Consider the following 19,671-nt stretch of genomic DNA (forward strand, 5'->3'; position numbering starts at 1 on the left):
GTCAGTCCCCCGACTTCCGGCCGAGCGTCTGGGCGGCGTCGAGCACGCGGGCACGATAGGCGACGATCAGCTCGACGACCGTGTCGAGGCTCTCCTCGACCACGTACACCCCGCCGTCGATCATGTGCAGGGTCGTGTCGGGCGACGAGTACACGCGCTCGATGAGATCGGGGTTCACCGCGAACCGTGTGCGGTCGAGGCGGGTGACGATGATCATCGAGGAGTCTCCGGGCGAGGGGCGTCGGGTGAGAGGCGGTTCAGCCCCGACTATCGCGACGTGGCCCGCCCCGGGTAACCAGGGCGGGCCACGTGCGATGCGGGATCAGCGCTTGAGCTGGGTGAGCTCCTGCAGCACCTCGTCGCTCGTGGTGATGATGCGGGCGTTCGCCTGGAAGCCGCGCTGCGCGACGATCAGGTTCGTGAACTCCTGCGAGAGATCCACATTGCTCATCTCGAGCGCGCCGGAGACGAGGCTGCCGAATCCGGCCTGGCCCGCCTCGCCGATCTGCGCGGGGCCCGAGTTGACCGAGAGGCGGTACGACGAACCGCCGGCCTTCTCGAGCCCTTCGGGATTGGCGAACGTCGCCATCGCGATCTTGCCGAGGGTCTGGGTCGCGCCGTTGCTGAACGTGCCGACGATCGATCCGTCGCCCGTGATGCTGTACGACTTGAGCGTGCCGGCCGCTGCACCGTTCTGATCGGTGACGGCGACCGTCGACAGGCTCGCGTACCCGGTGACCGCGGTGAGGTCGACGGTCACGGCGCCCGCGGTGAGGGTGAGCCCCGGGCCCGTCTGCTTGCCGTCCGTGAACGCGAGGACACCCGTCGCGCCACTCACGGGCTCGGAGACGTCCCAGCCCGCGGCCGTGCGCGTGAACGTGAGGCTCAGCGTGGTCGGCGTGCCCTGGGCGTCGAAGACCGTGACGTCGCGCACGACCTCGTCACCGGCGGCGGCGGTCGAGGGGAGGTTCCCGGTGACCGTCGCTCCGGTCGTGGCGCGAGCGGGCGAGACGGCATCGAGGGGCAGCACGATGTTGCCGACGGCCTGGCCGGTGTTGACGACGCCGTTCTGCGCCGACCAGCCCTGCACGATCGCCCCGTCGGCGGTGACCATCTTGCCGGTCGGGTCGAACGAGAATCCTCCCGCACGGGTGTACAGCGTCTCGCCGCCCGCGCGCACGGCGAAGAAGCCGTCGCCCGAGATCATGAGGTCGCCGCCGCGCCCGGTGGCCTGCGCGGAACCCTGGGCGAAGTTGGTGCGCACGCCCGCGACCTGCACCCCGAGACCGACCTGGGCGGGGTTGCGCCCGCCGACCTGGTCGTCGGGGATGCCGGCGTTGCCGATGAGCTGCGAGAGGGAGTCCTGGAAGACCACGGACGAGCCCTTGAAGCCCGCGGTGTTGACGTTGGCGATGTTGTTTCCGGTCACGTCGAGCATGGTCTGGTGCGAGCGGAGTCCGGAGATGCCGGAGTAGAGCGAGCGGAGCATGGTGTTCTCTCTTCCTGTGTGTCAGGTGGTCGGTGCGGTCGGGGTGGTGACGCCCGTGATGGCGTCGAGTGCGATGGTCTTGTCGCCGATGGTCACCTGCGGCACGGGGCCGTCGAACGAGACCTTCGTGACGACGCCGGTGACGGCCTTGCCGTCGGCGTCCTCGTAGCTCGCCTCCTGCCCGATGAGGGCGGCGGCGGCCTGGCGCATGTCGAGCGCGAAGGCCTCGGCGCCGTTGTCGGCGAGGGCCGTGAGCTGCTCCATCATGGCGAGCTGCGTGGTCTGCGAGATCATCTCGTTGGTGTCCATCGGACTCGAGGGGTCCTGGTGGGTGAGCTGGGTGACGAGCAGCTTGAGGAAGACCTCGCCGTCGAGCACCTGCTTTCGGGCGGCGGGATCGGTGGTGCTTCCGGTGTGGATCGCGGTGGGTGCGCTCACGGCGTCGACGGTCACGGGGTGTCCTCTCAGGCGAAGGTGTCGAGACCCGCGCCGGCGACGGCGAGGGCGGAAGTCGGGACGGAACGTCGATCGGGCGCATCGACACGAAGACCCGGGGCGACCACGGGGCCGCTGCCGCGCCTGTCACCCGCCTGTCCCCCGGCGCCGGGATCGGCTTCGGGCTGCGCGAACCGATCGGAACCTCCGGCATCCGCCGACGATGCGGATGACGAGGTGAGCGAGAGGTTCGCGTGGGGCAGGACGGCGGCGAGGTCGCGACGCAGATCGGAGACCATCGCGCGCAGCGCTTCGCGCCCGGCGTCGGTCGCTCCGACGAGCTCGACGCGCACGTCCCCGTTCTGGCCGATGTGCGCCCGCACGGTCACGGGGCCGAGGGTGTCGGGACTCACCGTCATCGTGAGTTGATGGCTGCCGGCCGGGCGCTGGGCGATGTTGACGACGACCGGGGACACCTGGGTGGCGACGGACCGGGCGGATGCCGGGGGCTCCGGCGGCGAGACGACCGCGACGGCGGGTGCCGACGCGCTCGCCGCGGGTGCGACGACCGGGCCGGACGGCGTCGCGGCCGCGGGGCTTGCGGGCCGATCCGAGGGGTCGGCGACGGTGCGGGGCGCAGGTGCGGCAGCCGCCGTGACCCCGGATGCCCCGGTCGACGATGGCGCGGACGGCGCAGCGATGGGAGGAGCGGATGCCTCCACCCGCGTCGCGGCAGGCGCGGGAGTGAGGGTCGTCGGTGCAGCCATGACCGGCGGGACACCGTTCACCGGCCCAGCGGCGGACGACGGGCCCGTCGACGGCACGGAAACAGTGGGGTCCGGGGCCGCGGATGCGCGAGCGGGAGCTGCGGCGCTGTCGAGCGGGGCATCGGCATCCTCTCCCCCGGTCGCCGACGTCGGCGGCGCGAAGAGCGTGGAATCGATCCCGTCGTCGGCCGTCGCGTCGGAGCGGGAGGCGGAAGCGGTCTCCGTCGTTCCGGGCGTCGATCCATCGTCGGCGGCGAACGTCGTGGCCGTCGGCGCATCGGCGGGAACCGCGGTCGGGGCCGGCGTCGGAGCGGGAGCCGCGGCCATCGCGCTGATCATCGAGACGGCGTCGACGGGGACCGCACTCACCGATGTCTCGCCCGGCGCCGACTCCGTCGCCTCCGTGGAGTGCTCTCCGGCACTCGGAGCGGCCGCGAGCTCCGTCGTCACGGTCGGCCCGAGGCGCACCGATCCGTCCGTGCCGGTCGGGGCGTCGAGCATCCGTTCCGCGAGTTCCAGCGCGGCCCCGAACGACCTCGTCTCCGCGGGCGTCCCGCGTCCGGTCGGGGCCGCGCCCCCGGCGACGAGCACGGCGAACGGGTCGGATGACGCCGTTCCCGCGGCGATCCCCGCCCTCATGCGGTGCGCTCCTCGCGCCGGCTGCGCATGACGGCGATCTCGTCGAGAGCCGTCTGCTCCGCGTGCTGCGCGATCCGGGCGCTCTCGACCCGGTGGGCGTCCTCGAGGCGTTCGAGGCCGCGGAGCTCGCGGCGGGCCTCGACGTGGGCCGCCTTCGCCTCCGCCTCCTCGGCACGGCGCATCTCGGTGAGCGCCTGCACGTCGCTCAGGGCACTGCGGCCGGCGGCACGAGCCGCGGCCATCGCGAGCAGGGTCGGCGCATCGTCGACCTGTGCGCTGATCTCGACGAGACTCGCGACCGCTCCCTGTTCGGCGGTCTCGGCCTGCAGCCGCGCGGATGATGTGCGGGACAACTGCTCCGCGGCGACGCGCTCCTGCGCATCGCGCACGCGCAGGAGGCCGGCGAGGGGGAACGTCATGGCGTCAGTCCTCCGAACTCGGTGGTGAGGGCGGCGAGGAGCCGCCAGGAATCCTCGGTTGTGGTCAGATCGTCCATGCGCTGCGTCAGGAACGCGGCGATGGCCTGCTCGTTCGCGAGGGCGGCATCGACCAGTGGATTCGCCCCTGGCCGGTACGCACCGATGTCGATGAGGTCGTTCGCGCTGCGACGCGCGGCGAGCACGCTGCGCAGCGCCACCGCATGCGCTCGCTGCTCGGAGGTCGTGATCTTCGAGACGACGCGCGAGATCGACCCCAGCGCATCGACGGCCGGGAAGTGGCCGCGCACTGCGAGGGCGCGGTCGAGCACGACATGCCCGTCGAGGATGCCGCGGGCCGCGTCGGCGATCGGCTCGTTGTGGTCGTCCCCGTCGACGAGCACGGTGTACAGGCCGGTGACGGATCCGACCGGCCCCGTGCCGGCACGTTCGAGCAGGCGGGCGAGAACGGAGAAGGTAGACGGTGGATACCCGCGGGTCGCCGGTGGCTCGCCCGCGCTCAGCCCGATCTCACGCTGAGCCATCGCGACACGCGTGACGGAGTCCATCATGAGCACGACGTCGTTCCCCTCCGCCCGGAAGCCCTCGGCGATGCGGGTGGCGACGAACGCCGAGCGCATGCGCACCATCGCCGGCTGGTCGGAGGTCGCGACGACCACCACCGAACGCGCCAGGCCCTCGGGCCCGAGGTCGTCCTCGAGGAACTCCCGCACCTCTCGACCGCGCTCGCCCACCAGAGCGATCACGGTGACGTCGGCCGTCGAGCCGCGGGCGATCATCGACATCAGCGACGACTTGCCCACCCCCGATCCTGCGAACAGACCGAGGCGCTGTCCCGTGCCGACCGGGGTCAGCGTGTCGAGCACGCGGACGCCCAGTCCGAGTTGGCGGTCGATCCGCTGACGGTTCAGGATGCTCGGAGCCTCGTGATCCAGCGGGACGAACGCGGTGTCGCGGCCGAGCGGCCCCTTCCCGTCGATCGGGCGGCCGAGACCGTCGAGCACCCGCCCGAGCAGTGAGCGACCGGTCGGCACGCGCAGGCGCTCGCCGGTGTGCAGCACGCGGGCCCGCGAGGTGATCCCGTCCAGCGGTCCGAGCGGCATGCACCGCGCCGATCCGCCATCGACCGCGACGACCTCGGCATCCACGCGGCGTCCGTCCGCCACGTCGATCCGCACGCGGTCGCCGACCGCGGCATCGATGCCGACGACCTCCGCTCGGAGGCCGAGCACGGACTTCACCGTGCCCGATCGCTCGGGGCGCGCGGCGCGGAGCACGCGCTCCCACGACACCGTGCGCGCACTCATGCGAGAGCCTCGCGATCGGCATCGTCATCGCGGTCTCCGCCGCTCAGGGCATCGCTCGCCCGACGCAGTGCCTCCGCGACGCGCACGTCGACCGCGCCATCGGCGATCTGCACGATGGCGCCGCCGGGCGAGACGGATGCATCGTCGATCATCTCGACGCCGTGCAACGCGGCCACGGCATCCGCATCCGCGCGCAGGACCTCGCCGTCCCGTGGATGCACGGCGACGCGCGTCCACCGGTCCACGGGCATCTCGGCGAGGGCCCTGCGGAGCGCGTGCGCGGCCGAGCGCGCCGGGTCCGACAGCTCCGCGCCGAGGATCGCGGTCGCGAGCTCTACCGCGAGCTCCTCGATTCGGTCCCCCGAGAGAGCGCTGGTCGTCCGGACGCGATCCGCCACCGCCGATCGCGCATCGTCGAGTGCGGTCAGGGCGCTCTCGTACCGCACCGCCCGTGCATCGCGCTCCTGTTGGAGCCGCTCGGCCTCGGCGGCCCGCTGCGCCCGCGCCTCGTCGAGCGCGATCCGGCGCCCCTCCGCGAACCCTTCCGCATAGCCGCGCGTGCGCGCCCGAGCGGCCTCGTCGCGCACGTCGGTCGGGGTCTCCCCCACGCGCGGCACGACGAGCGGGGTGAAGGCGGTGTCGGAGAGCGTCATTCGATCAGCTCGTCCTCGTCCTCACGGGAGATCGTGATCTCCTCCGCCGCCTCGAGCTCGCGGATGATGCGCACGACCTCGGCCCGCGCCTCGTCGACCTGACGCACGCGCACCGATCCGAGCACCCGTGCCTCCTCGGCGAGGTTCTCCTTGTTCCGCTCGGTCATGTTGCTCGTGACCTTGAGAGCGATCTGCTCGTCCGCCCCCTTGAGAGCGAGAGCCAGGACCCGCAGATCGATCCCGCGCAGCACGCGCTGCGCATCCCGGTCCTCGAGACGCGTGAAGTCGGCGAACGTCACCATGCGGCTGCGGATGTCCTCGGCCAGGGCGAGGTCGCGTCCCTCGAGGCTCGCCAGCAGCGACTTCTCGAGCGCGGTGTCGGAGCGGCTGATGATCTCGACCAGGGGCTGGACGCCGCCGATGGACTCGTGATTGTCGCGCATGGCGAAGACCCCGGTGCGCGAGCGCAGGGAGTCGGCGACGATCGAGATGGCCTCCTGCGTGGCGGTGCCCATCGTGGCGATCGCCTGCGCGACGTCGGTGCGCAGCGGATCCTGCAGGGCGGCGAGCACGGCGGCGGCACGATCCGCCCGCAGGTTCGCGAGCACGACCGCGACCGTGGTCGGCAGCTCTCCCTCGAGGATGGTGGCGAGCTGGGCGGGATCGGCCGCGTTCAGGAAGTCGAACGACACCGCGCCCTGCGACATCACCCTGCCGACCATCCCGACCGCCTTCTCCCGGCCGAAGGCGGTCTCCAGCAGTCCGGTCGCGAGCTCCTGCCCGCCCCGGGAGGGCACCGATCCGCCCGTCGCGATGCGGGTGAAGGCGGCGAGAGCGCGGGCCGTGGCTGCGAGGTCGACCCCACCGAGCTGCGTGAGCTCCGCGGCGAGCAGCTCCGACCGGTCCTCGCCGAGCAGACGCAGCACCTCGGCGCTCGCCTCCCGGTCCATGTTCAGGAGCACGATGGCCGCCTGCCGCAGCCCGCTCATCGGAGCGATCGCCTGACCGGACGCGGCGACGACGGCCTCCGTGATCTGCTCGGTCGGGGCATCCGGGGATTCGATCTGCATGCTCATACGGTCGACTCGTCCATCAGGCTCGCCAGCGCGGTGGCGGTGGCTTGGGGTTCGCGGCGGGCGATGTCGTCGATCTCACGGCGACGACGCTCGACGAGGATCTGCTCCCGCTCGGGCTCCTCCTCGACGTCGAGGAGGGTCGGTGAGACCTGCGGCAGCAGCGGTGCCGTCAGGGCTTCGCGGTCCTGCAGACCCTTGAGCGACTTGAGCTTCTGCTCCTCGCTCTCGGTCAGGGTCGCGAGGTACTCGATCGGGCCCTCGTCGGTGTAGGCGATGCGACGCTTCATGCGCAGGCGGATCGACAGGAAGACGACGAGGATGATCACGGCGAGCAGGATCGAGCCGCCGATGATCGCCGACCGCACGAGCTCCTGCTGGAACTGCGCGGCCTGCTCGGCCTCGGCGGCCGCCAGTGCGGTCTGCGCGGCATTCGCGCCGGCGCCGGCGAACTCCACGAACTCGACGGCGATCGTGTCGCCGCGCTCGACGTCGATGCCGGCGGCCGAGGCGACGAGGGTCTCGATCTGCGCCGCGGTCACGCCGGTCACCGTGCCGCGGTTGAGCGCGATGCTCACGGTCTGCCGGGTCACCTCGCCGGCGGGGGTGATCGTCTTCTCGGTCGACTTGTTGACGGCGTTGTTGCGCGAGGTCTCCTCGAACTCGTACGCGCCGTCGCCGTCCGCACCGTTGGGCACCGCGATGTTGTCGGGGCCGAGCACACCGGTGCCCCCGCCCTGCCCGCCGGTGTAGGTCTCGGTCTTCGTCTGCTCCGAGGCGCTCAGATCGCCCTCGGGAGCGGAATAGGTCTCGTCCATGCGCTCGGAGGTCGAGTTCGCGACGTCCGCCGACACCGTCACGGTCGCGTTCCCCGGGCCGACGATCGTCTCCAGCATCCGGTTCACCGACGCCGCCACCCGGGCCTCGTGCTCGGTCGCCTGCTTCGACGAGTTGCCGGCCACGCCCGAGCCGACGGCCGAGAGCACCGTGCCGTTCTGGTCGGTGACCGCGACGTCCTCCGGCGTCATGCCCGGAACCGACGCGCTCGTGAGGTGGATGATCGCCTCGATCTTCTCGTCGCTGAGCGTCGACCCGTTGCGGGTCTTCACGAACACCGATGCGGTGGGGGTCTGCTGCTCCGAGACGAACACGCTCTCCTCGGGGATGGCCAGCTGCACCGACGCCGTGCTGATGCCGTCCATCGCGCCGATCGTGCTCGCGAGCTCGCCCTCGATCGCGCGCTTGTAAGTCACCGACTGCTGGAACTCGCTCGCGGTGACGCCCATCTTGTCGAGCAGGGTGTAGCCCTCGCTCGTGTCACCGGGGAGCCCGGCGGATGCTGCCGCCAGCCGCTGCGCGTACACCTGATCGTCGGGCACGAGGATCGTCGCGCCGCCCTCGGCGAGCTCGTAGCCGACGCCCGCCGACTTGAGCTGATCGACGACCGCCGAGGCGTCGCCGGCGCTGAGTCCGGTGAAGAGCGGGCTCATCTGCGGCTTGGTGAGCCAGGCCCCGAGCGCGACGGCACCCATGACCAGCAGCGCGACGCCGATGATCGCGATCGTGCGCTGAGCGACGCTGAAGCCCGAGACGATCAGCTTCACGCGTTCGAAGGAGTTCGTGATCACCTTCGGCATGATCAGGCCTGCATCCGCATGATCTCGTTGAACGCCGAGACGCTGCGGTCACGGATCGCGACCACGAGGTCGAGCGTCACGCCGGCGCGGGCGGAGGCGATCATGGCCTGATGGATGTCCTGCAGGTCGCCGGTGACGGCCTGAACGGCGAGCTCGTTCGAGGTCGACTGCAACTGCTGCAGGTTCTCGATCGCGCCGGACATCGAGGTCGCGAAGGCGCCCGCCGAGGCGGACGATCCGGTGCCGTCGGCACCGGATTCGAAGCTGAGGGCCGACATCGGGCTGACGCCTGTGGCGGAGATCGCGTCGATGGGGGTCGACATCAGTTGCGTCCGATCTGCAGGGCGGCCTCGTAGGTGGTCTTGGCGCGGTCGACGACGGCGGCGTTCGCCTCGTAGCCGCGCTGGGCGAGGATCAGCATGCTCATCTGGTCGCCGAGTTCGACGTTCGGGTACTGGACGTACCCGTCCTCGTTCGCATACGGATGCTCGGGGTCGTAGACGAGCTTCGCCTCGGCCTCCGATTCGACGACCCCGGCGACGAAGACGCCCGGACTCTCGGTACCCGCCTGCACCGTGACGAACTTCTCCCGGAACGCCTCTTCACCGGCCGGTGTGGCGGTGTTGACGTTCGCGATGTTGTCGCTGAGCGCATCGAGCCACTTGCGGTGCACGTTCAGTCCGGTGCCGGCGATGCCGATCGCGTCGAAGGTCATGCGGATGCCTGGCCGATCGCCTTGGTGATCGATGCCGCCTGGCCGCCGATCGCCTGGCTGGCGAACTGGAACCGGAGCACGGTGTCGATGTTCGACAGCGTCTCGGTGTCGAGGTTCACATTGTTGCCGTTCAGGCGGGTGGGCTCGAGCGAGCGCTCGACGGTCGCGGCGACCGACCCCGATCCGCCGTCGACCGCGCGACGCAGCTCGTCCTCGAACTGCACCCGCTTCGCCTGGTAGCCGGGCGTGTTGACGTTCGCGATGTTCTCGGCGATGGAACGCTGGCGCAGCGCCAGACCGTCGAGCGCGCTGATCAGCGCGGAGGAGGTTACGGATTCGAGCACGGCGGCACCCCGGATGTGTGGTGGAGAAGCCGATCCGTGGCCTGCGTCGAGCGATCCGTGCTCGTGGCCGACTATCGCGACAGTGCGGTCTCGGCGTAACCGCCGCCGCTCATCCTTCGACGTCGAGGTACGCGGGAGCGTCGGGCGACCCCGTCGGCACCCGACGGAGCGCGGCGAGTTCACGCGCCACGTTCGCCCGCGAGGCGGTGAGACCGCGGATCATCATCTGCTGACGCGCCAGCACCGCCTCCGCGCGTTCGCGCAGCTCTTCGGGCACGGGTCCGGGAGGCGGCTCGAAGGTCGGGTCGAGCTGGTCGTCGGCGGCATCGAGCGCCCGCTCGAAGGTATCGAGCACGGCCAGCCACGACGCGAGGTTGTCGGTCATGCGACTCAGCCCAGCGCGGATGCCGGGGCGGGAGCCGCGGCCGAGGTCACCGCTGCGGCCTGGTGCCACGCTTCGCGGAGCGGCGCGACGAGTTCGCGGCACTCCGCCGTGGCCAGCCGATCGCGGCCGATGTTCGCGGTGATCAGGCGACCGGTGACGTAGGTGTACACCGCGCGCAGGTCGGCCGCGCCGTCCCAGGCGTCGGTGAGCGACCCGCTCAGCTCGGCGACGATCTGCTGGGCGTGAGTGAGGTGGGTGCCCGCGGCCGCCCAGTCCTCGGCATCCTGCGCGGCGCCGGCTCGATCGATGTCGACGAGCAGGCGGTCGTACAGCAGGGTGAGCAGACGCTCGGGCGAGGCCGAGGCGACCTGCTGCTCGAGGTACTGCTGCTTGGCGCGTTCCAGGGATGTCAGGGGCATCGCTTGTCTCTCCTCGGCGATCAGGACTTGGTGGCGGTGAGGGCGGCGAGCTGCCCGGTGAGCCACGACGACTGGGATTCGAGCTTCGACAGCTGCACCTCGAGCTGCGAGTACGTGCGCTCCAGGGTCGCCCGACGCTGTTCGAGACGGACGTCCCACCGCTCGACCTGCGTCTTGAGGGTCTTGACCTCGGACTCCTGCCCGGTGATGCGCTGCGTGAGCAGGCCGTCGTACTTGTCGGAGTAGGTGTCGGCCACGCCCTCGAGGCGACCGGCGACGCCCGAGAACAGCTCCTGGGTCTTCTCGGGATCGTCGGCGAGTGCCTGGGCGAACTTCTCGGCGTCGAACGAGAGCACGCCCTTCTCGTTGATCGAGATGCCGATGCTCGAGGGCGAGACCCCGTCGATCGGGTGCTGCACGGCGTTGGCCAGGGCTGTGCGGAGGTTGCGCACGGTGCTGTCGCCGGTGAACACGCCGAGGGTGGTCTTCTCCCCCACCGCGCCGACCGTGGCCTTCGAACCGTTGTCGATGCGGGTGAGGAGACCGGCGATCTCCTTGATGAACGCCTCGGCCGTGGCCGTCTGCGCCTTCGCATCGAGGGCGACGGTGACCGTGACCGGGTCGGCGCTGGGCTTCGTGACCGTGACGGTGACGTCGTCGCCGACGGTGATCGTGTTGCTCGCGCTCGTCAACACCTGCTCGGCCGAGGTCCCCGCGAAGAGGCGGATGCGGGCGTCGGCACCGGCCGTCAGCACGGCGGCTCCCGGCTCCGTGCCGAGGTCGATCGCGGTGCCCGCGTCGAGATCGTCGCCGTTGCCGCGGTGCAGCGTGAAGGTGTTCTCGGCACCGGTCTCTGCGGCGTTCAGTTGGATGCGCGAGAGCGGGGCGCCGTCGGCATCCGTCCCGGCGGGCACGACGGTCGCCGTCACCCCCGCCTTCGCGGCGTTGATGGCTTTGGCGAGATCGTGGGGCGATGCACCGGCGGGCGCGATCTCGGTGCGGGTGCCGTCGGCGGCCACCAGCGTGAACGCTCCTCCCCAGGAATCCGCGCCCGCAGCCGCGGTGACGACCGAGTGCGCGGTGGCGACGGCGTCGACGACGACGCTCGTCGAGAAGGCGCTCGCCTTCGGCCCCGCGTTCACGGTGACGCTCTCGGACGACGACGTGGCGGTGAAGGCGGCCAGCGAGGTGGCGGACGCAGCGGTCTTGGCCTTCTCGACCAGCGCCTGCAGCGAGGTGTTCAACGACTGCAGGTTCGTGATGATCGAGGTGCGGTCGGTGATCTTGGTGGTGATCAGCTTCTTCGGGATCGCCGACACGTCCATGAGCGCGTCGATGAGCTCGCCGGTCTTCAGTCCGGAGACCAATCCGTCCAGTTTCATCCTCGGATGCCTTCCCTCGGGGCGTGTCGCAGGTCTTAGGGGAAGGCGCCCGAGCGGAGTGTCCCCCGCCCGGGCGCCCGGTGCGCCTCAGGCGCGGCGGCTCAACGGAGCAGCTGGAGAACGCCCTGGCCGGACTGGTTCGCCTGCGCGAGCATCGCGGTGCCCGCCTGCTGCAGGATGTTCGCAGCCGTGTACTTGACCATCTCGGCCGCCATGTCGGTGTCGGCGATGCGGCTCTTGGCCGCCGAGAGGTTCTCGGCCGAGACCTGCAGCGAGTTGATCGTCGACTCGAAGCGGTTCTGCACCGCACCGAGGTCGGCGCGGGCCGACGAGACGCTCTTGATCGCGGCGTCGACCGTGTCGATCGTCGCGGCGGCGGCGGTCGGGTTGGCGAAGCCATCCGCAGTGGTGAGGATGTCGTCGCGCAGGTCTGCCGCCAGCGTGGCGATGTTCGCCGTGCCGAGGTTCACGGTGATCTGGCTCGAAGCGGAACCGTCGGCGCCCACCTGGAAGCTCAGCACACCGTTGCCCGCCGCGCCGGCGGTGCCGTCGAGCAGCTGGATGCCGTTGAAGTTGGCGCTCTCGGCGATGCGGTCGAGTTCGTCCACGAGCTGCGTCACCTCGGTGGTGATCGCCTTGCGCGAGTCCGCGTTGTTCGAGTCGTTACCGGCCTGCACCGCGAGGTCGCGCACGCGCTGCAGGATGGAGTGGACCTCGGTGAGCTGGCCTTCTGCGGTCTGGATGACCGAGATGCCGTCCTGAGCGTTGCGGGCTGCGACGTTCAGGCCGTTGACCTGCGAGCGCAGGCCCTCGGAGATGGCGAGGCCGGCGGCGTCATCGGCTGCGCGGTTGATGCGCAGGCCGCTCGAGAGCTTCTCGAGCGACTTCGAGACGTCGTTCTGGTTGCTCGACAGGTTGCGGTACGAGTTGAGCGCGCTGACGTTGGTTGCGATCTGAAGACCCATGAGTATCCTCCGTGGTTATGGGACTGGAAGCGGGTCCATCCGTGGACCTGCACATCCCACATTCGCGACACCTCGCGCGGTCCGTAACCGGTGACCGACGGGAAAGTCAGATCGCGGGCAGGAGGTCTTCGCTGCGGTGCGCGCTCGCGGGCTTCTCCGGTCCGAAGAGCGCTCCGAAGAACTCGGCCTTCGCGGGGCTGGTGCGGTCGCCGGCGGTCCCCTGCTCCCAGGCCTCCATCGCCTCACGCATGAGAGCGAGACCGCGCGAGCGCAGCTTCGACACGTAGGCGTGGCTCACCTCCATCTCGTCGGCGAGGTCCTTGACCATGCGATCGTCGAGGTAGATCCCGCGGATCACCCGGCGCATCGCGTCCGGCAGCGCATCGAGCACGCGCACGACCATGTCACGCGTCTCGTTCTGCTCCGCGGCGAACTCGGGGAGCACGACGCTGTCGGTGAGATCGACCGCCTGTCGACCCGATTCGGGATCGAAATGCTCCTCGAAGCTCGTGGCCGTGCGCACCATCGCATCCAGGTGCAGCATCTCGGCGACCGCCGCGATGTCGAGGCCCGCTTCCTTCGCGACCTCGGCGGGTGTGCCGGCACGACCCGTGCGAGCGAGCACGGCGTCGCCGGCGGCGCGGATGAGCTCGATCTTGTCGCGCCCGCGCTCCCCGGCGGGGTCGGCGCGACGCATCTCCGAGAGCATCGCCCAGGTGATCTGCGTGCGGGCGAAGGCACCGAAGGGGATGCCGCGCTCGGGTTCGTAGGTCATCGCCGCGCGGGCGAGTCCGAGGCGAGCGGCCGACATGAGGTCGTCGAGGTCGACGTGCTCCGCCGTGCGGGCCTTCTCCAGCGCGAGGAACGTCGCCAACGCCATGTTGTCGCGCGCGAGCCGCTCGGCGGTGGCCGGGGCCGTCGCGCGCGATCCGGAGACAGCAGAGGAAGCAGAATCCTGCAGCAACGTGGCTCCTTGAGTTATCAACTGATTTACGTGTGAAGCTAGCAGGTTTTACACGTAGACAAGTAAATAATTGATTTCGCAGGAGTGTCGGATCGACTTCGCCACTCGTGGAGATGCGCGGACGTTCGACAGATGTCGTAGCGCGGCCGTCGCCCATCCGCTTGAATGACCCCACACGAGCGAAGGCAGGCGAGCATGAGTGTGATCTCCCGCGGATTCGGAGCGCGCAGACGAGAGTCCGACGAGCGGCTCCCTCCCGGTCAGTATCTGACCGGCGACTTCCCCGTGCTCTCGGCCGGACCGACGCCCCGGATCCCGACCGAGTCCTGGGAATTCGTCGTCGTCGGTCGCGACGGGATTCGGCACACCTGGACGTGGGAGGAGTTGCACGCGCTCCCGATCGAGACGATCACCACCGACATCCACTGCGTGACCCGCTGGTCCAAGCTCGGCACGCAGTGGCGCGGGGTCGCGGTCGAACGCCTCCTCGACGCAGTCGGCGACGATGCGGCATTCGCCGAGGTCTTCTCCTACGGCGGGTACACGACCAACCTCTCCCGCGACGACCTCGTCGGAGGGCGCGCGTGGATCGCGCTGGAGTTCGACGGCGAGCCCCTCGCCCCCGAACACGGTGGACCCGCACGCCTGCTCGTTCCGCACCTCTACTTCTGGAAGTCGGCGAAGTGGGTGCACGGGCTGAATCTGCGCGAGCACGACGCACCGGGATTCTGGGAGCAGAACGGCTACAACATGCACGGCGACCCCTGGAAGGAGGAACGGTACTGGTGACGACCGCACCGCTGTGGCGCCCGGCGACCGTCGTCACGACACGCAGCGCCGGAAGCCACGGGCGCATCCTCGGACTGCAGGTCGACGGCTGGCCGGGCAATCTCGCCGGGCAGCACGTGGACGTGCGCCTCACGGCCGAGGACGGCTACCAGGCCGTGCGGTCCTACTCGCTCGCCTCCTCCGGTCCCGGAGAGGTTCTCGAACTCGCGGTCGACGAGGTTCCCGACGGCGAGGTCTCCCCCTACCTGGTCGAAGACGTGCGGCCCGGCGATCAGTTGGAGATCCGCGGACCGATCGGCGGCTACTTCGTCTGGACCCCCGATCGCCCCGAGCCCGTTCAGCTGATCGCCGGCGGATCGGGCATCGTTCCCCTCATCGCCATCGCCCGTGCGCACGAGCGCTCCGGCAGCAGCGCGCCCATGCGGCTGCTGTACGCCGTGCGCTCGGCGTCGGACGCCTTCTACCTCGACGACATCGACCGCCTCGCCGGCAACGGCCTCGTCATCGACTGGGCCTATTCGCGCGTCGCTCCGCCCGGCTTCGCACGTCCCGCCGGTCGGGTGGATGCCGCGACCATCGTCGCCTCGACGTTCGCCTCATCGCTCGAACCGACGGTCTACGTGTGCGGCCCGACCGGTTTCGTCGAGGCCGTCGCCGATCTCCTCGTCGCGGCGGGGCACGCCCCCGACCGCATCCGCACCGAGCGCTTCGGAGGAGCCTGATGGAACACACTCCCGAACCCCGGCCCGTCCGGCGCGTCGACGGGAACGCCGCCGGCGGGTATCTGCTCGAGATCTTCGGCAGGGACATGACCGGCGCGCGCGCCACCTGCGGGCACTGCGCGCGAGCGGCCGTGATCGCGGATGCCGTCGCCGAGATCGACGGCGCCTGCGTCATCCTGCTCTGCCGCGGATGCCGCCGCACACTGCTGACGTACCTGCGCAGCGAGGGGCGGAGGACGCTCCGCATCGACGGTCTGACGACCATCGAATGGGTGGACGGCGAAGTGGTGGGCCCTGCCGGGATCGAACCGACGACATCCACGGTGTAAACGTGGCGCTCTACCAGCTGAGCTAAAGGCCCTGGTGCGTCCAGTGTATCCGTATGCGGATGCGCACCCGCATGGTGGAAGAGGGCTAGGCTGAGGACGGCGCGCGTTGTGCACAGCCGACAAGGCTGCCCGCGTCGCTTCCCGTTTCCTTGGCATGACCTGCCAGCTTGACGAAAGGCTCCCCGTGACCGTCCACGACCAGGATCCGTACTCTCAGGACTCTCTCGACAGCGACCCGGAAGAGACGGGTGAGTGGCAGCAGTCGCTCGATGAGCTCGTCGATGCCAAGGGCCACGGCCGTGGGCGCGAGATCATGCTCAGCCTGCTGAAGCGCTCGAAGGAGCTGCACCTCGGCGTGCCGATGGTTCCGACCACCGACTACATCAACACGATCGCACCCGAGAACGAGCCCGAGTTCCCCGGTGACGAGGAGGTGGAGCGCCGCTACCGCGCGTGGATCCGCTGGAACGCCGCCATCACGGTGCACCGCGCCCAGCGCCCCGGCATCAGCGTCGGCGGGCACATCTCGACCTACGCGTCGTCGGCCGCGCTCTACGAGGTGGGCTTCAACCACTTCTTCAAGGGTGCCGACAACCCCGGCGGCGCCGACCAGATCTTCATCCAGGGCCACGCCTCGCCCGGCACCTACGCCCGCTCCTTCCTCGAGGGCCGACTGAGCGAGGACCAGCTCGACGGCTTCCGCCAGGAGAAGTCGCACGCCCCGCACGGCCTGCCCTCCTACCCGCACCCGCGCCTGATGCCGGAGTACTGGCAGTTCCCGACCGTGTCGATGGGCCTCGGCCCGATCAACGCGATCTACCAGGCGATGTCGAACAAGTACCTCGAGAACCGCGGCATCAAGGACACCTCGCAGTCGCACGTCTGGGCCTTCCTCGGCGACGGCGAGATGGACGAGGTCGAGAGCCGCGGACAGCTCCAGGTCGCGGCCAACGAGGGACTCGACAATCTGACCTTCGTCGTCAACTGCAACCTCCAGCGCCTCGACGGCCCGGTGCGCGGCAACGGCAAGATCGTGCAGGAGCTCGAGTCGTTCTTCCGCGGCGCCGGCTGGAACGTCATCAAGGTGGTCTGGGGCCGTGAGTGGGACGACCTCCTCGCCCGCGACACCGAGGGGGCGCTGCTCAACCTCATGAACGTCACGCCCGACGGCGACTTCCAGACGTTCAAGGCCGAGTCCGGCGGATACATCCGCGAGCACTTCTTCGGTCGCGACGAGCGCGCCGCCGCCCTCGTCGAGAACTACTCCGACGACGACATCTGGAACCTCAAGCGCGGTGGCCACGACTACCGCAAGGTCTACGCCGCGTTCAAGGCCGCGACCGAGCACAAGGGCAAGCCCACCGTCATCCTCGCGAAGACCGTCAAGGGCTACGGCCTCGGTCCGCACTTCGAGGGCCGCAACGCGACCCACCAGATGAAGAAGATGACGCTGGACAACCTCAAGACGTTCCGCGACGCCATGCACATCCCGATCACGGACGCGCAGCTCGAAGAGAACCCGTACCTGCCCCCGTACTACAACCCGGGCCCCCAGGACGAGACCATCCAGTACATGCTCGAGCGTCGCAACAACCTCGGCGGCTTCCTGCCCGAGCGTCGTTCGACGCACGTCGGTCTCTCGCTGCCCGACGACACCGCCTACGCACTCCCGAAGAAGGGCTCCGGCACGCAGGAGATCGCCACGACCATGGCGTTCGTCCGACTGCTGAAGGACCTGCTGCGCTCGAAGGACTTCGGCCACCGCATCGTGCCGATCATCCCCGACGAGGCGCGCACCTTCGGTATGGACGCGTACTTCCCGACGGCGAAGATCTACAACCCGAACGGCCAGCACTACACCTCGGTCGACCGCGAGCTCCTCCTCGCTTACAAGGAGAGCCCGCAGGGCCAGATCGTGCACGTCGGCATCAACGAGGCGGGCGCCCTCGCGGCGTTCACCGCTGCCGGCACGTCGTACGCCACGCACGGCGAACCGTTGATCCCGATCTACCTCTTCTACTCGATGTTCGGCTTCCAGCGCACGGGCGACGCCCAGTGGGCGGCGGGCGACCAGATGGCGCGCGGTTTCATCATGGGCGCCACCGCCGGTCGCACCACCCTGACGGGTGAGGGCCTGCAGCACGCCGACGGGCACTCGCACCTGTTGGCCGCGACCAACCCCGCGACGATCTCGTACGACCCCGCGTACGGCTACGAGATCGCGCACATCGTACGGTCGGGTATCGAGCGCATGTACGGCGGCGAGCACGAGGACCCGAACGTGATGTACTACATCACGCTCTACAACGAGCCCATCGTGATGCCCGCCGAGCCCGAGAACGTGGACGTCGACGGCATCGTGCGCGGCATCCACCGCATCTCGGTCGGCGAGGGCGAGGGCCACCGCGCCCAGCTCTTCGCCTCGGGCGTCGGACTCCCCTGGGCCCTCGAAGCGCAGGAACTGCTGAAGAACGACTGGGGCGTGATCGCCGATGTCTGGTCGGTCACCTCCTGGACCGAGCTGCGCCGCGACGGCCTCGCCGCCGACGAGCACAACTTCCTGCACCCGGAGGAGGAGCCCCGCACGGCCTACCTCACCCAGAAGCTGCAGGGCGCCGAGGGTCCGGTCATCGCGGTGAGCGACTTCATGCACGCCGTCCAGGACCAGATCCGCCCGTGGGTCCCGCAGCGTTTCGCGACGCTCGGCGCCGATGGCTTCGGTTTCTCCGACACCCGCGCCGCGGCACGACGCTTCTTCAAGATCGATGGCCCGTCGATCGTGGTGCGCACGCTGCAGTCGCTCGCCGAGGACGGCGTGGTCGACCGCTCGCTGGCCGCGCAGGCCATCGCGAAGTACAGCCTTCACGATGTCAACGCCGGCACCAGCGGCAACGCGGGTGGCGAAAGCTGAGTCATCGGTGACAGGTTCGTCTCCCGCCGGCATGGACAAGGCCGCGACCCTCGCCTGGCTGCGCCGGATCTCCGGTGACATCGCCTCGGTGACGATCAAGCGCCTGGAAGACACGCTGCCCTGGTACGCCGACATGCCGCCAGCCCGCCGCTCTGCGGTCGGGCTGGTGGCCCAGGCGGGCATCACGTCGTTCATCCAGTGGTACGACGACCCCACCTCGACGCCGTGGATCGCGGCCGACATCTTCGCCGCCGCCCCGCGGGAGCTGCTGCGCAGCGTGAGTCTGCAGCAGACCCTGCAGCTGATCCGCGTGACCGTCGAGGTCACCGAGGAGCGCGTCGCCGGCAAGGGTGAGAACATCCGCGAGGCGATCCTGCTCTACTCGCGCGATGTCGCCTTCGCGGCCGCCGACGTCTACGCTCGCGCGGCGGAGGCCCGGGGACTCTGGGATGCCCGACTCGAGGCGCTCGTGGTCGACTCGATCCTCACGGGCGAGGCCGACGAGGAGCTCCCCAGCCGGATCGCCGCTCTCGGGTGGCACGGTCACGGTGAGGTCGCCGTGCTCGTGGGCACGACTCCCCCGCAGTTCGACGTCGACCAGGTGCGACGCACCGCCCGCAAGCTGGCGGTCGACGTACTGATCGGCGTGCAGGGGTCACGACTCGTCCTCGTGCTCGGCCGCGCCCGTGACGAGGAGCAGGAGACCGACGACGACGAGCTCACGTTCCTCGAGATCGCGTCTCGACTGGAGCCCTCGTTCGGCCCGGGCTACGTCGTGCTCGGTCCCGCCGTCGTCGCGCTCGTCGACGCCAGCCAGAGCGCCCGCGCAGCACTCGCCGGTTTCGCGGTCGCCCGCGCCTGGCGCAGCGCCCCGCGTCCGGTCGAGGCCGACGATCTGCTTCCGGAGCGGGCACTCGCCGGTGATCCGCTGGCCAAGCAGACGCTCATCGAGCGGATCTACCGCCCGCTGCAGGCGCATTCGACCGACCTGGTCACGACGCTCTGGAGCTATCTCGACAACGGCCGCTCGCTCGAGGCGACGGCCCGCGAGCTCTTCGTGCATCCGAACACCGTGCGCTACCGACTCAAGCGCGTCAGCGAGGTCATCGGCTGGGATGCCACCGGCCCGCGCGAGGCATTGATCCTGCAGACGTCGCTGATCCTCGGTTCGATCGGCGCCGCCGACCAGTCCCGACGCCGCCCGTCGCAGCGTCGGGTGCCGCGCTGACCCGCGTTTCCCGCGGCACTGTGCGCCACACACAAGCGTTCTTCGGAATCTTGTGATGAATCATCCACCGCTTGCCTCCGA

22 protein-coding genes and 1 tRNA gene are annotated in these 19,671 nt (G+C 69.9%); 5 read left to right on the top strand and 18 right to left on the bottom strand.

Annotation, left to right across the window (positions count from 1 at the left end; translation table 11 throughout):
* Window position 1: 1 nt before the first annotated feature.
* The 17 genes from ACTJKK_RS04475 to ACTJKK_RS04555 all read right to left on the bottom strand — a co-directional run bounded on the left by ACTJKK_RS04475 (window position 2) and on the right by ACTJKK_RS04555 (window position 13,611).
* Entirely contained in the window at window positions 2-217 is a 216-nt protein-coding gene (locus ACTJKK_RS04475; RefSeq protein WP_440747127.1) for a flagellar FlbD family protein, read from the bottom strand.
* A 105-nt stretch (window positions 218-322) separates the two neighbouring features.
* Window positions 323-1,489 (bottom strand): flagellar hook protein FlgE, encoded by a 1,167-nt coding sequence (locus ACTJKK_RS04480; protein ID WP_440747128.1) that lies wholly within the window; start codon window positions 1,487-1,489, stop codon window positions 323-325.
* 21 nt (window positions 1,490-1,510) lie between these two features.
* On the bottom strand, window positions 1,511-1,927 hold the full coding sequence (locus ACTJKK_RS04485) for a flagellar hook capping FlgD N-terminal domain-containing protein (protein ID WP_440747129.1): 417 nt from the start codon (window positions 1,925-1,927) through the stop codon (window positions 1,511-1,513).
* A 26-nt stretch (window positions 1,928-1,953) separates the two neighbouring features.
* Complete coding sequence (locus tag ACTJKK_RS04490; protein ID WP_440747130.1) at window positions 1,954-3,330, bottom strand: hypothetical protein; 1,377 nt, start codon at window positions 3,328-3,330, stop codon at window positions 1,954-1,956.
* A complete protein-coding gene (locus ACTJKK_RS04495) occupies window positions 3,327-3,749 on the bottom strand; it encodes a hypothetical protein (RefSeq protein ID WP_440747131.1) in 423 nt (140 codons plus the stop codon). The genes ACTJKK_RS04490 and ACTJKK_RS04495 overlap by 4 nt, the downstream gene beginning before the upstream one ends.
* Entirely contained in the window at window positions 3,746-5,074 is a 1,329-nt protein-coding gene (locus ACTJKK_RS04500) for a FliI/YscN family ATPase (RefSeq protein WP_440747132.1), read from the bottom strand. Before ACTJKK_RS04500 ends, ACTJKK_RS04495 begins: the two co-directional genes overlap by 4 nt.
* A complete protein-coding gene (locus tag ACTJKK_RS04505; protein ID WP_440747133.1) occupies window positions 5,071-5,727 on the bottom strand; it encodes a FliH/SctL family protein in 657 nt (218 codons plus the stop codon). Before ACTJKK_RS04505 ends, ACTJKK_RS04500 begins: the two co-directional genes overlap by 4 nt.
* Window positions 5,724-6,803 (bottom strand): flagellar motor switch protein FliG, encoded by a 1,080-nt coding sequence (locus tag ACTJKK_RS04510; protein ID WP_247622304.1) that lies wholly within the window; start codon window positions 6,801-6,803, stop codon window positions 5,724-5,726. Before ACTJKK_RS04510 ends, ACTJKK_RS04505 begins: the two co-directional genes overlap by 4 nt.
* On the bottom strand, window positions 6,800-8,437 hold the full coding sequence (gene fliF, locus ACTJKK_RS04515) for a flagellar basal-body MS-ring/collar protein FliF (protein ID WP_247622303.1): 1,638 nt from the start codon (window positions 8,435-8,437) through the stop codon (window positions 6,800-6,802). Before fliF ends, ACTJKK_RS04510 begins: the two co-directional genes overlap by 4 nt.
* A gap of 2 nt (window positions 8,438-8,439) precedes the next feature.
* Complete coding sequence (fliE, locus tag ACTJKK_RS04520; RefSeq protein ID WP_372491548.1) at window positions 8,440-8,760, bottom strand: flagellar hook-basal body complex protein FliE; 321 nt, start codon at window positions 8,758-8,760, stop codon at window positions 8,440-8,442.
* A complete protein-coding gene (locus tag ACTJKK_RS04525; protein WP_247622302.1) occupies window positions 8,760-9,152 on the bottom strand; it encodes a flagellar basal body rod protein FlgC in 393 nt (130 codons plus the stop codon). Before ACTJKK_RS04525 ends, fliE begins: the two co-directional genes overlap by 1 nt.
* Window positions 9,149-9,496: a flagellar basal body rod protein FlgB gene (locus ACTJKK_RS04530; RefSeq protein ID WP_247622301.1), complete on the bottom strand. Its 348-nt coding sequence runs from the start codon at window positions 9,494-9,496 to the stop codon at window positions 9,149-9,151. The genes ACTJKK_RS04525 and ACTJKK_RS04530 overlap by 4 nt, the downstream gene beginning before the upstream one ends.
* A gap of 109 nt (window positions 9,497-9,605) precedes the next feature.
* Window positions 9,606-9,881 (bottom strand): hypothetical protein, encoded by a 276-nt coding sequence (locus ACTJKK_RS04535; RefSeq protein ID WP_247622300.1) that lies wholly within the window; start codon window positions 9,879-9,881, stop codon window positions 9,606-9,608.
* Between the two features lie 5 nt (window positions 9,882-9,886).
* A complete protein-coding gene (fliS, locus tag ACTJKK_RS04540) occupies window positions 9,887-10,300 on the bottom strand; it encodes a flagellar export chaperone FliS (RefSeq protein WP_400438487.1) in 414 nt (137 codons plus the stop codon).
* 20 nt (window positions 10,301-10,320) lie between these two features.
* Window positions 10,321-11,682: a flagellar filament capping protein FliD gene (fliD, locus tag ACTJKK_RS04545; RefSeq protein WP_440747134.1), complete on the bottom strand. Its 1,362-nt coding sequence runs from the start codon at window positions 11,680-11,682 to the stop codon at window positions 10,321-10,323.
* Window positions 11,683-11,783: 101 nt separating this feature from the next.
* Window positions 11,784-12,647, bottom strand: coding sequence for a flagellin N-terminal helical domain-containing protein (locus tag ACTJKK_RS04550; RefSeq protein WP_247632090.1), 864 nt, complete (start codon window positions 12,645-12,647; stop codon window positions 11,784-11,786).
* Between the two features lie 106 nt (window positions 12,648-12,753).
* The gene (locus ACTJKK_RS04555) at window positions 12,754-13,611 is read right to left on the bottom strand and encodes a sigma-70 family RNA polymerase sigma factor (RefSeq protein WP_440747135.1); all 858 of its coding nucleotides are present in this window, start codon (window positions 13,609-13,611) and stop codon (window positions 12,754-12,756) included.
* Between the two features lie 195 nt (window positions 13,612-13,806).
* Between ACTJKK_RS04555 and ACTJKK_RS04560 the strand changes: the two genes are divergently transcribed.
* Genes ACTJKK_RS04560 through ACTJKK_RS04570 form a run of 3 tightly spaced genes read left to right on the top strand, consistent with a single transcriptional unit; the run spans window position 13,807 to window position 15,451 of the window.
* The gene (locus ACTJKK_RS04560; protein ID WP_247632088.1) at window positions 13,807-14,400 is read left to right on the top strand and encodes a molybdopterin-dependent oxidoreductase; all 594 of its coding nucleotides are present in this window, start codon (window positions 13,807-13,809) and stop codon (window positions 14,398-14,400) included.
* The gene (locus tag ACTJKK_RS04565; protein WP_440747136.1) at window positions 14,397-15,122 is read left to right on the top strand and encodes an FAD-binding oxidoreductase; all 726 of its coding nucleotides are present in this window, start codon (window positions 14,397-14,399) and stop codon (window positions 15,120-15,122) included. The genes ACTJKK_RS04560 and ACTJKK_RS04565 overlap by 4 nt, the downstream gene beginning before the upstream one ends.
* On the top strand, window positions 15,122-15,451 hold the full coding sequence (locus tag ACTJKK_RS04570) for a DUF6510 family protein (RefSeq protein ID WP_372491950.1): 330 nt from the start codon (window positions 15,122-15,124) through the stop codon (window positions 15,449-15,451). Before ACTJKK_RS04565 ends, ACTJKK_RS04570 begins: the two co-directional genes overlap by 1 nt.
* Here ACTJKK_RS04570 and ACTJKK_RS04575 read toward each other — a convergent pair.
* Window positions 15,408-15,483, bottom strand: a tRNA-Val gene (locus ACTJKK_RS04575). The two genes, ACTJKK_RS04570 and ACTJKK_RS04575, sit on opposite strands and share 44 nt — an antisense overlap.
* Before the next feature lie 152 nt (window positions 15,484-15,635).
* Between ACTJKK_RS04575 and aceE the strand changes: the two genes are divergently transcribed.
* Complete coding sequence (gene aceE / locus ACTJKK_RS04580) at window positions 15,636-18,362, top strand: pyruvate dehydrogenase (acetyl-transferring), homodimeric type (protein ID WP_247632086.1); 2,727 nt, start codon at window positions 15,636-15,638, stop codon at window positions 18,360-18,362.
* Between the two features lie 31 nt (window positions 18,363-18,393).
* Window positions 18,394-19,590, top strand: a complete 1,197-nt coding sequence (locus tag ACTJKK_RS04585; RefSeq protein ID WP_440747204.1) for a PucR family transcriptional regulator — start codon at window positions 18,394-18,396, stop codon at window positions 19,588-19,590.
* Window positions 19,591-19,671 lie beyond the last annotated feature (81 nt).

The organism is Microbacterium sp. 22179 (genome assembly GCF_052045715.1).
Classification (GTDB): domain Bacteria; phylum Actinomycetota; class Actinomycetes; order Actinomycetales; family Microbacteriaceae; genus Microbacterium; species Microbacterium galbinum.

Excerpts from the sequence above, each read along its gene's own strand:
- fliS (WP_400438487.1), bottom strand. The coding sequence starts at position 10,300 with ATGCCCCTGACATCCCTGGAACGCGCCAAGCAGCAGTACCTCGAGCAG.
- ACTJKK_RS04480 (WP_440747128.1), bottom strand. The coding sequence starts at position 1,489 with ATGCTCCGCTCGCTCTACTCCGGCATCTCCGGACTCCGCTCGCACCAG.
- ACTJKK_RS04560 (WP_247632088.1), top strand. The coding sequence starts at position 13,807 with ATGAGTGTGATCTCCCGCGGATTCGGAGCGCGCAGACGAGAGTCCGAC.
- ACTJKK_RS04535 (WP_247622300.1), bottom strand. The coding sequence starts at position 9,881 with ATGACCGACAACCTCGCGTCGTGGCTGGCCGTGCTCGATACCTTCGAG.
- ACTJKK_RS04500 (WP_440747132.1), bottom strand. The coding sequence starts at position 5,074 with ATGAGTGCGCGCACGGTGTCGTGGGAGCGCGTGCTCCGCGCCGCGCGC.
- fliD (WP_440747134.1), bottom strand. The coding sequence starts at position 11,682 with ATGAAACTGGACGGATTGGTCTCCGGACTGAAGACCGGCGAGCTCATC.
- ACTJKK_RS04505 (WP_440747133.1), bottom strand. The coding sequence starts at position 5,727 with ATGACGCTCTCCGACACCGCCTTCACCCCGCTCGTCGTGCCGCGCGTG.
- ACTJKK_RS04585 (WP_440747204.1), top strand. The coding sequence starts at position 18,394 with ATGGACAAGGCCGCGACCCTCGCCTGGCTGCGCCGGATCTCCGGTGAC.
- ACTJKK_RS04475 (WP_440747127.1), bottom strand. The coding sequence starts at position 217 with ATGATCATCGTCACCCGCCTCGACCGCACACGGTTCGCGGTGAACCCC.
- ACTJKK_RS04495 (WP_440747131.1), bottom strand. The coding sequence starts at position 3,749 with ATGACGTTCCCCCTCGCCGGCCTCCTGCGCGTGCGCGATGCGCAGGAG.
- ACTJKK_RS04525 (WP_247622302.1), bottom strand. The coding sequence starts at position 9,152 with ATGACCTTCGACGCGATCGGCATCGCCGGCACCGGACTGAACGTGCAC.
- ACTJKK_RS04550 (WP_247632090.1), bottom strand. The coding sequence starts at position 12,647 with ATGGGTCTTCAGATCGCAACCAACGTCAGCGCGCTCAACTCGTACCGC.
- ACTJKK_RS04510 (WP_247622304.1), bottom strand. The coding sequence starts at position 6,803 with ATGAGCATGCAGATCGAATCCCCGGATGCCCCGACCGAGCAGATCACG.
- fliF (WP_247622303.1), bottom strand. The coding sequence starts at position 8,437 with ATGCCGAAGGTGATCACGAACTCCTTCGAACGCGTGAAGCTGATCGTC.
- ACTJKK_RS04570 (WP_372491950.1), top strand. The coding sequence starts at position 15,122 with ATGGAACACACTCCCGAACCCCGGCCCGTCCGGCGCGTCGACGGGAAC.
- ACTJKK_RS04490 (WP_440747130.1), bottom strand. The coding sequence starts at position 3,330 with ATGAGGGCGGGGATCGCCGCGGGAACGGCGTCATCCGACCCGTTCGCC.
- fliE (WP_372491548.1), bottom strand. The coding sequence starts at position 8,760 with ATGTCGACCCCCATCGACGCGATCTCCGCCACAGGCGTCAGCCCGATG.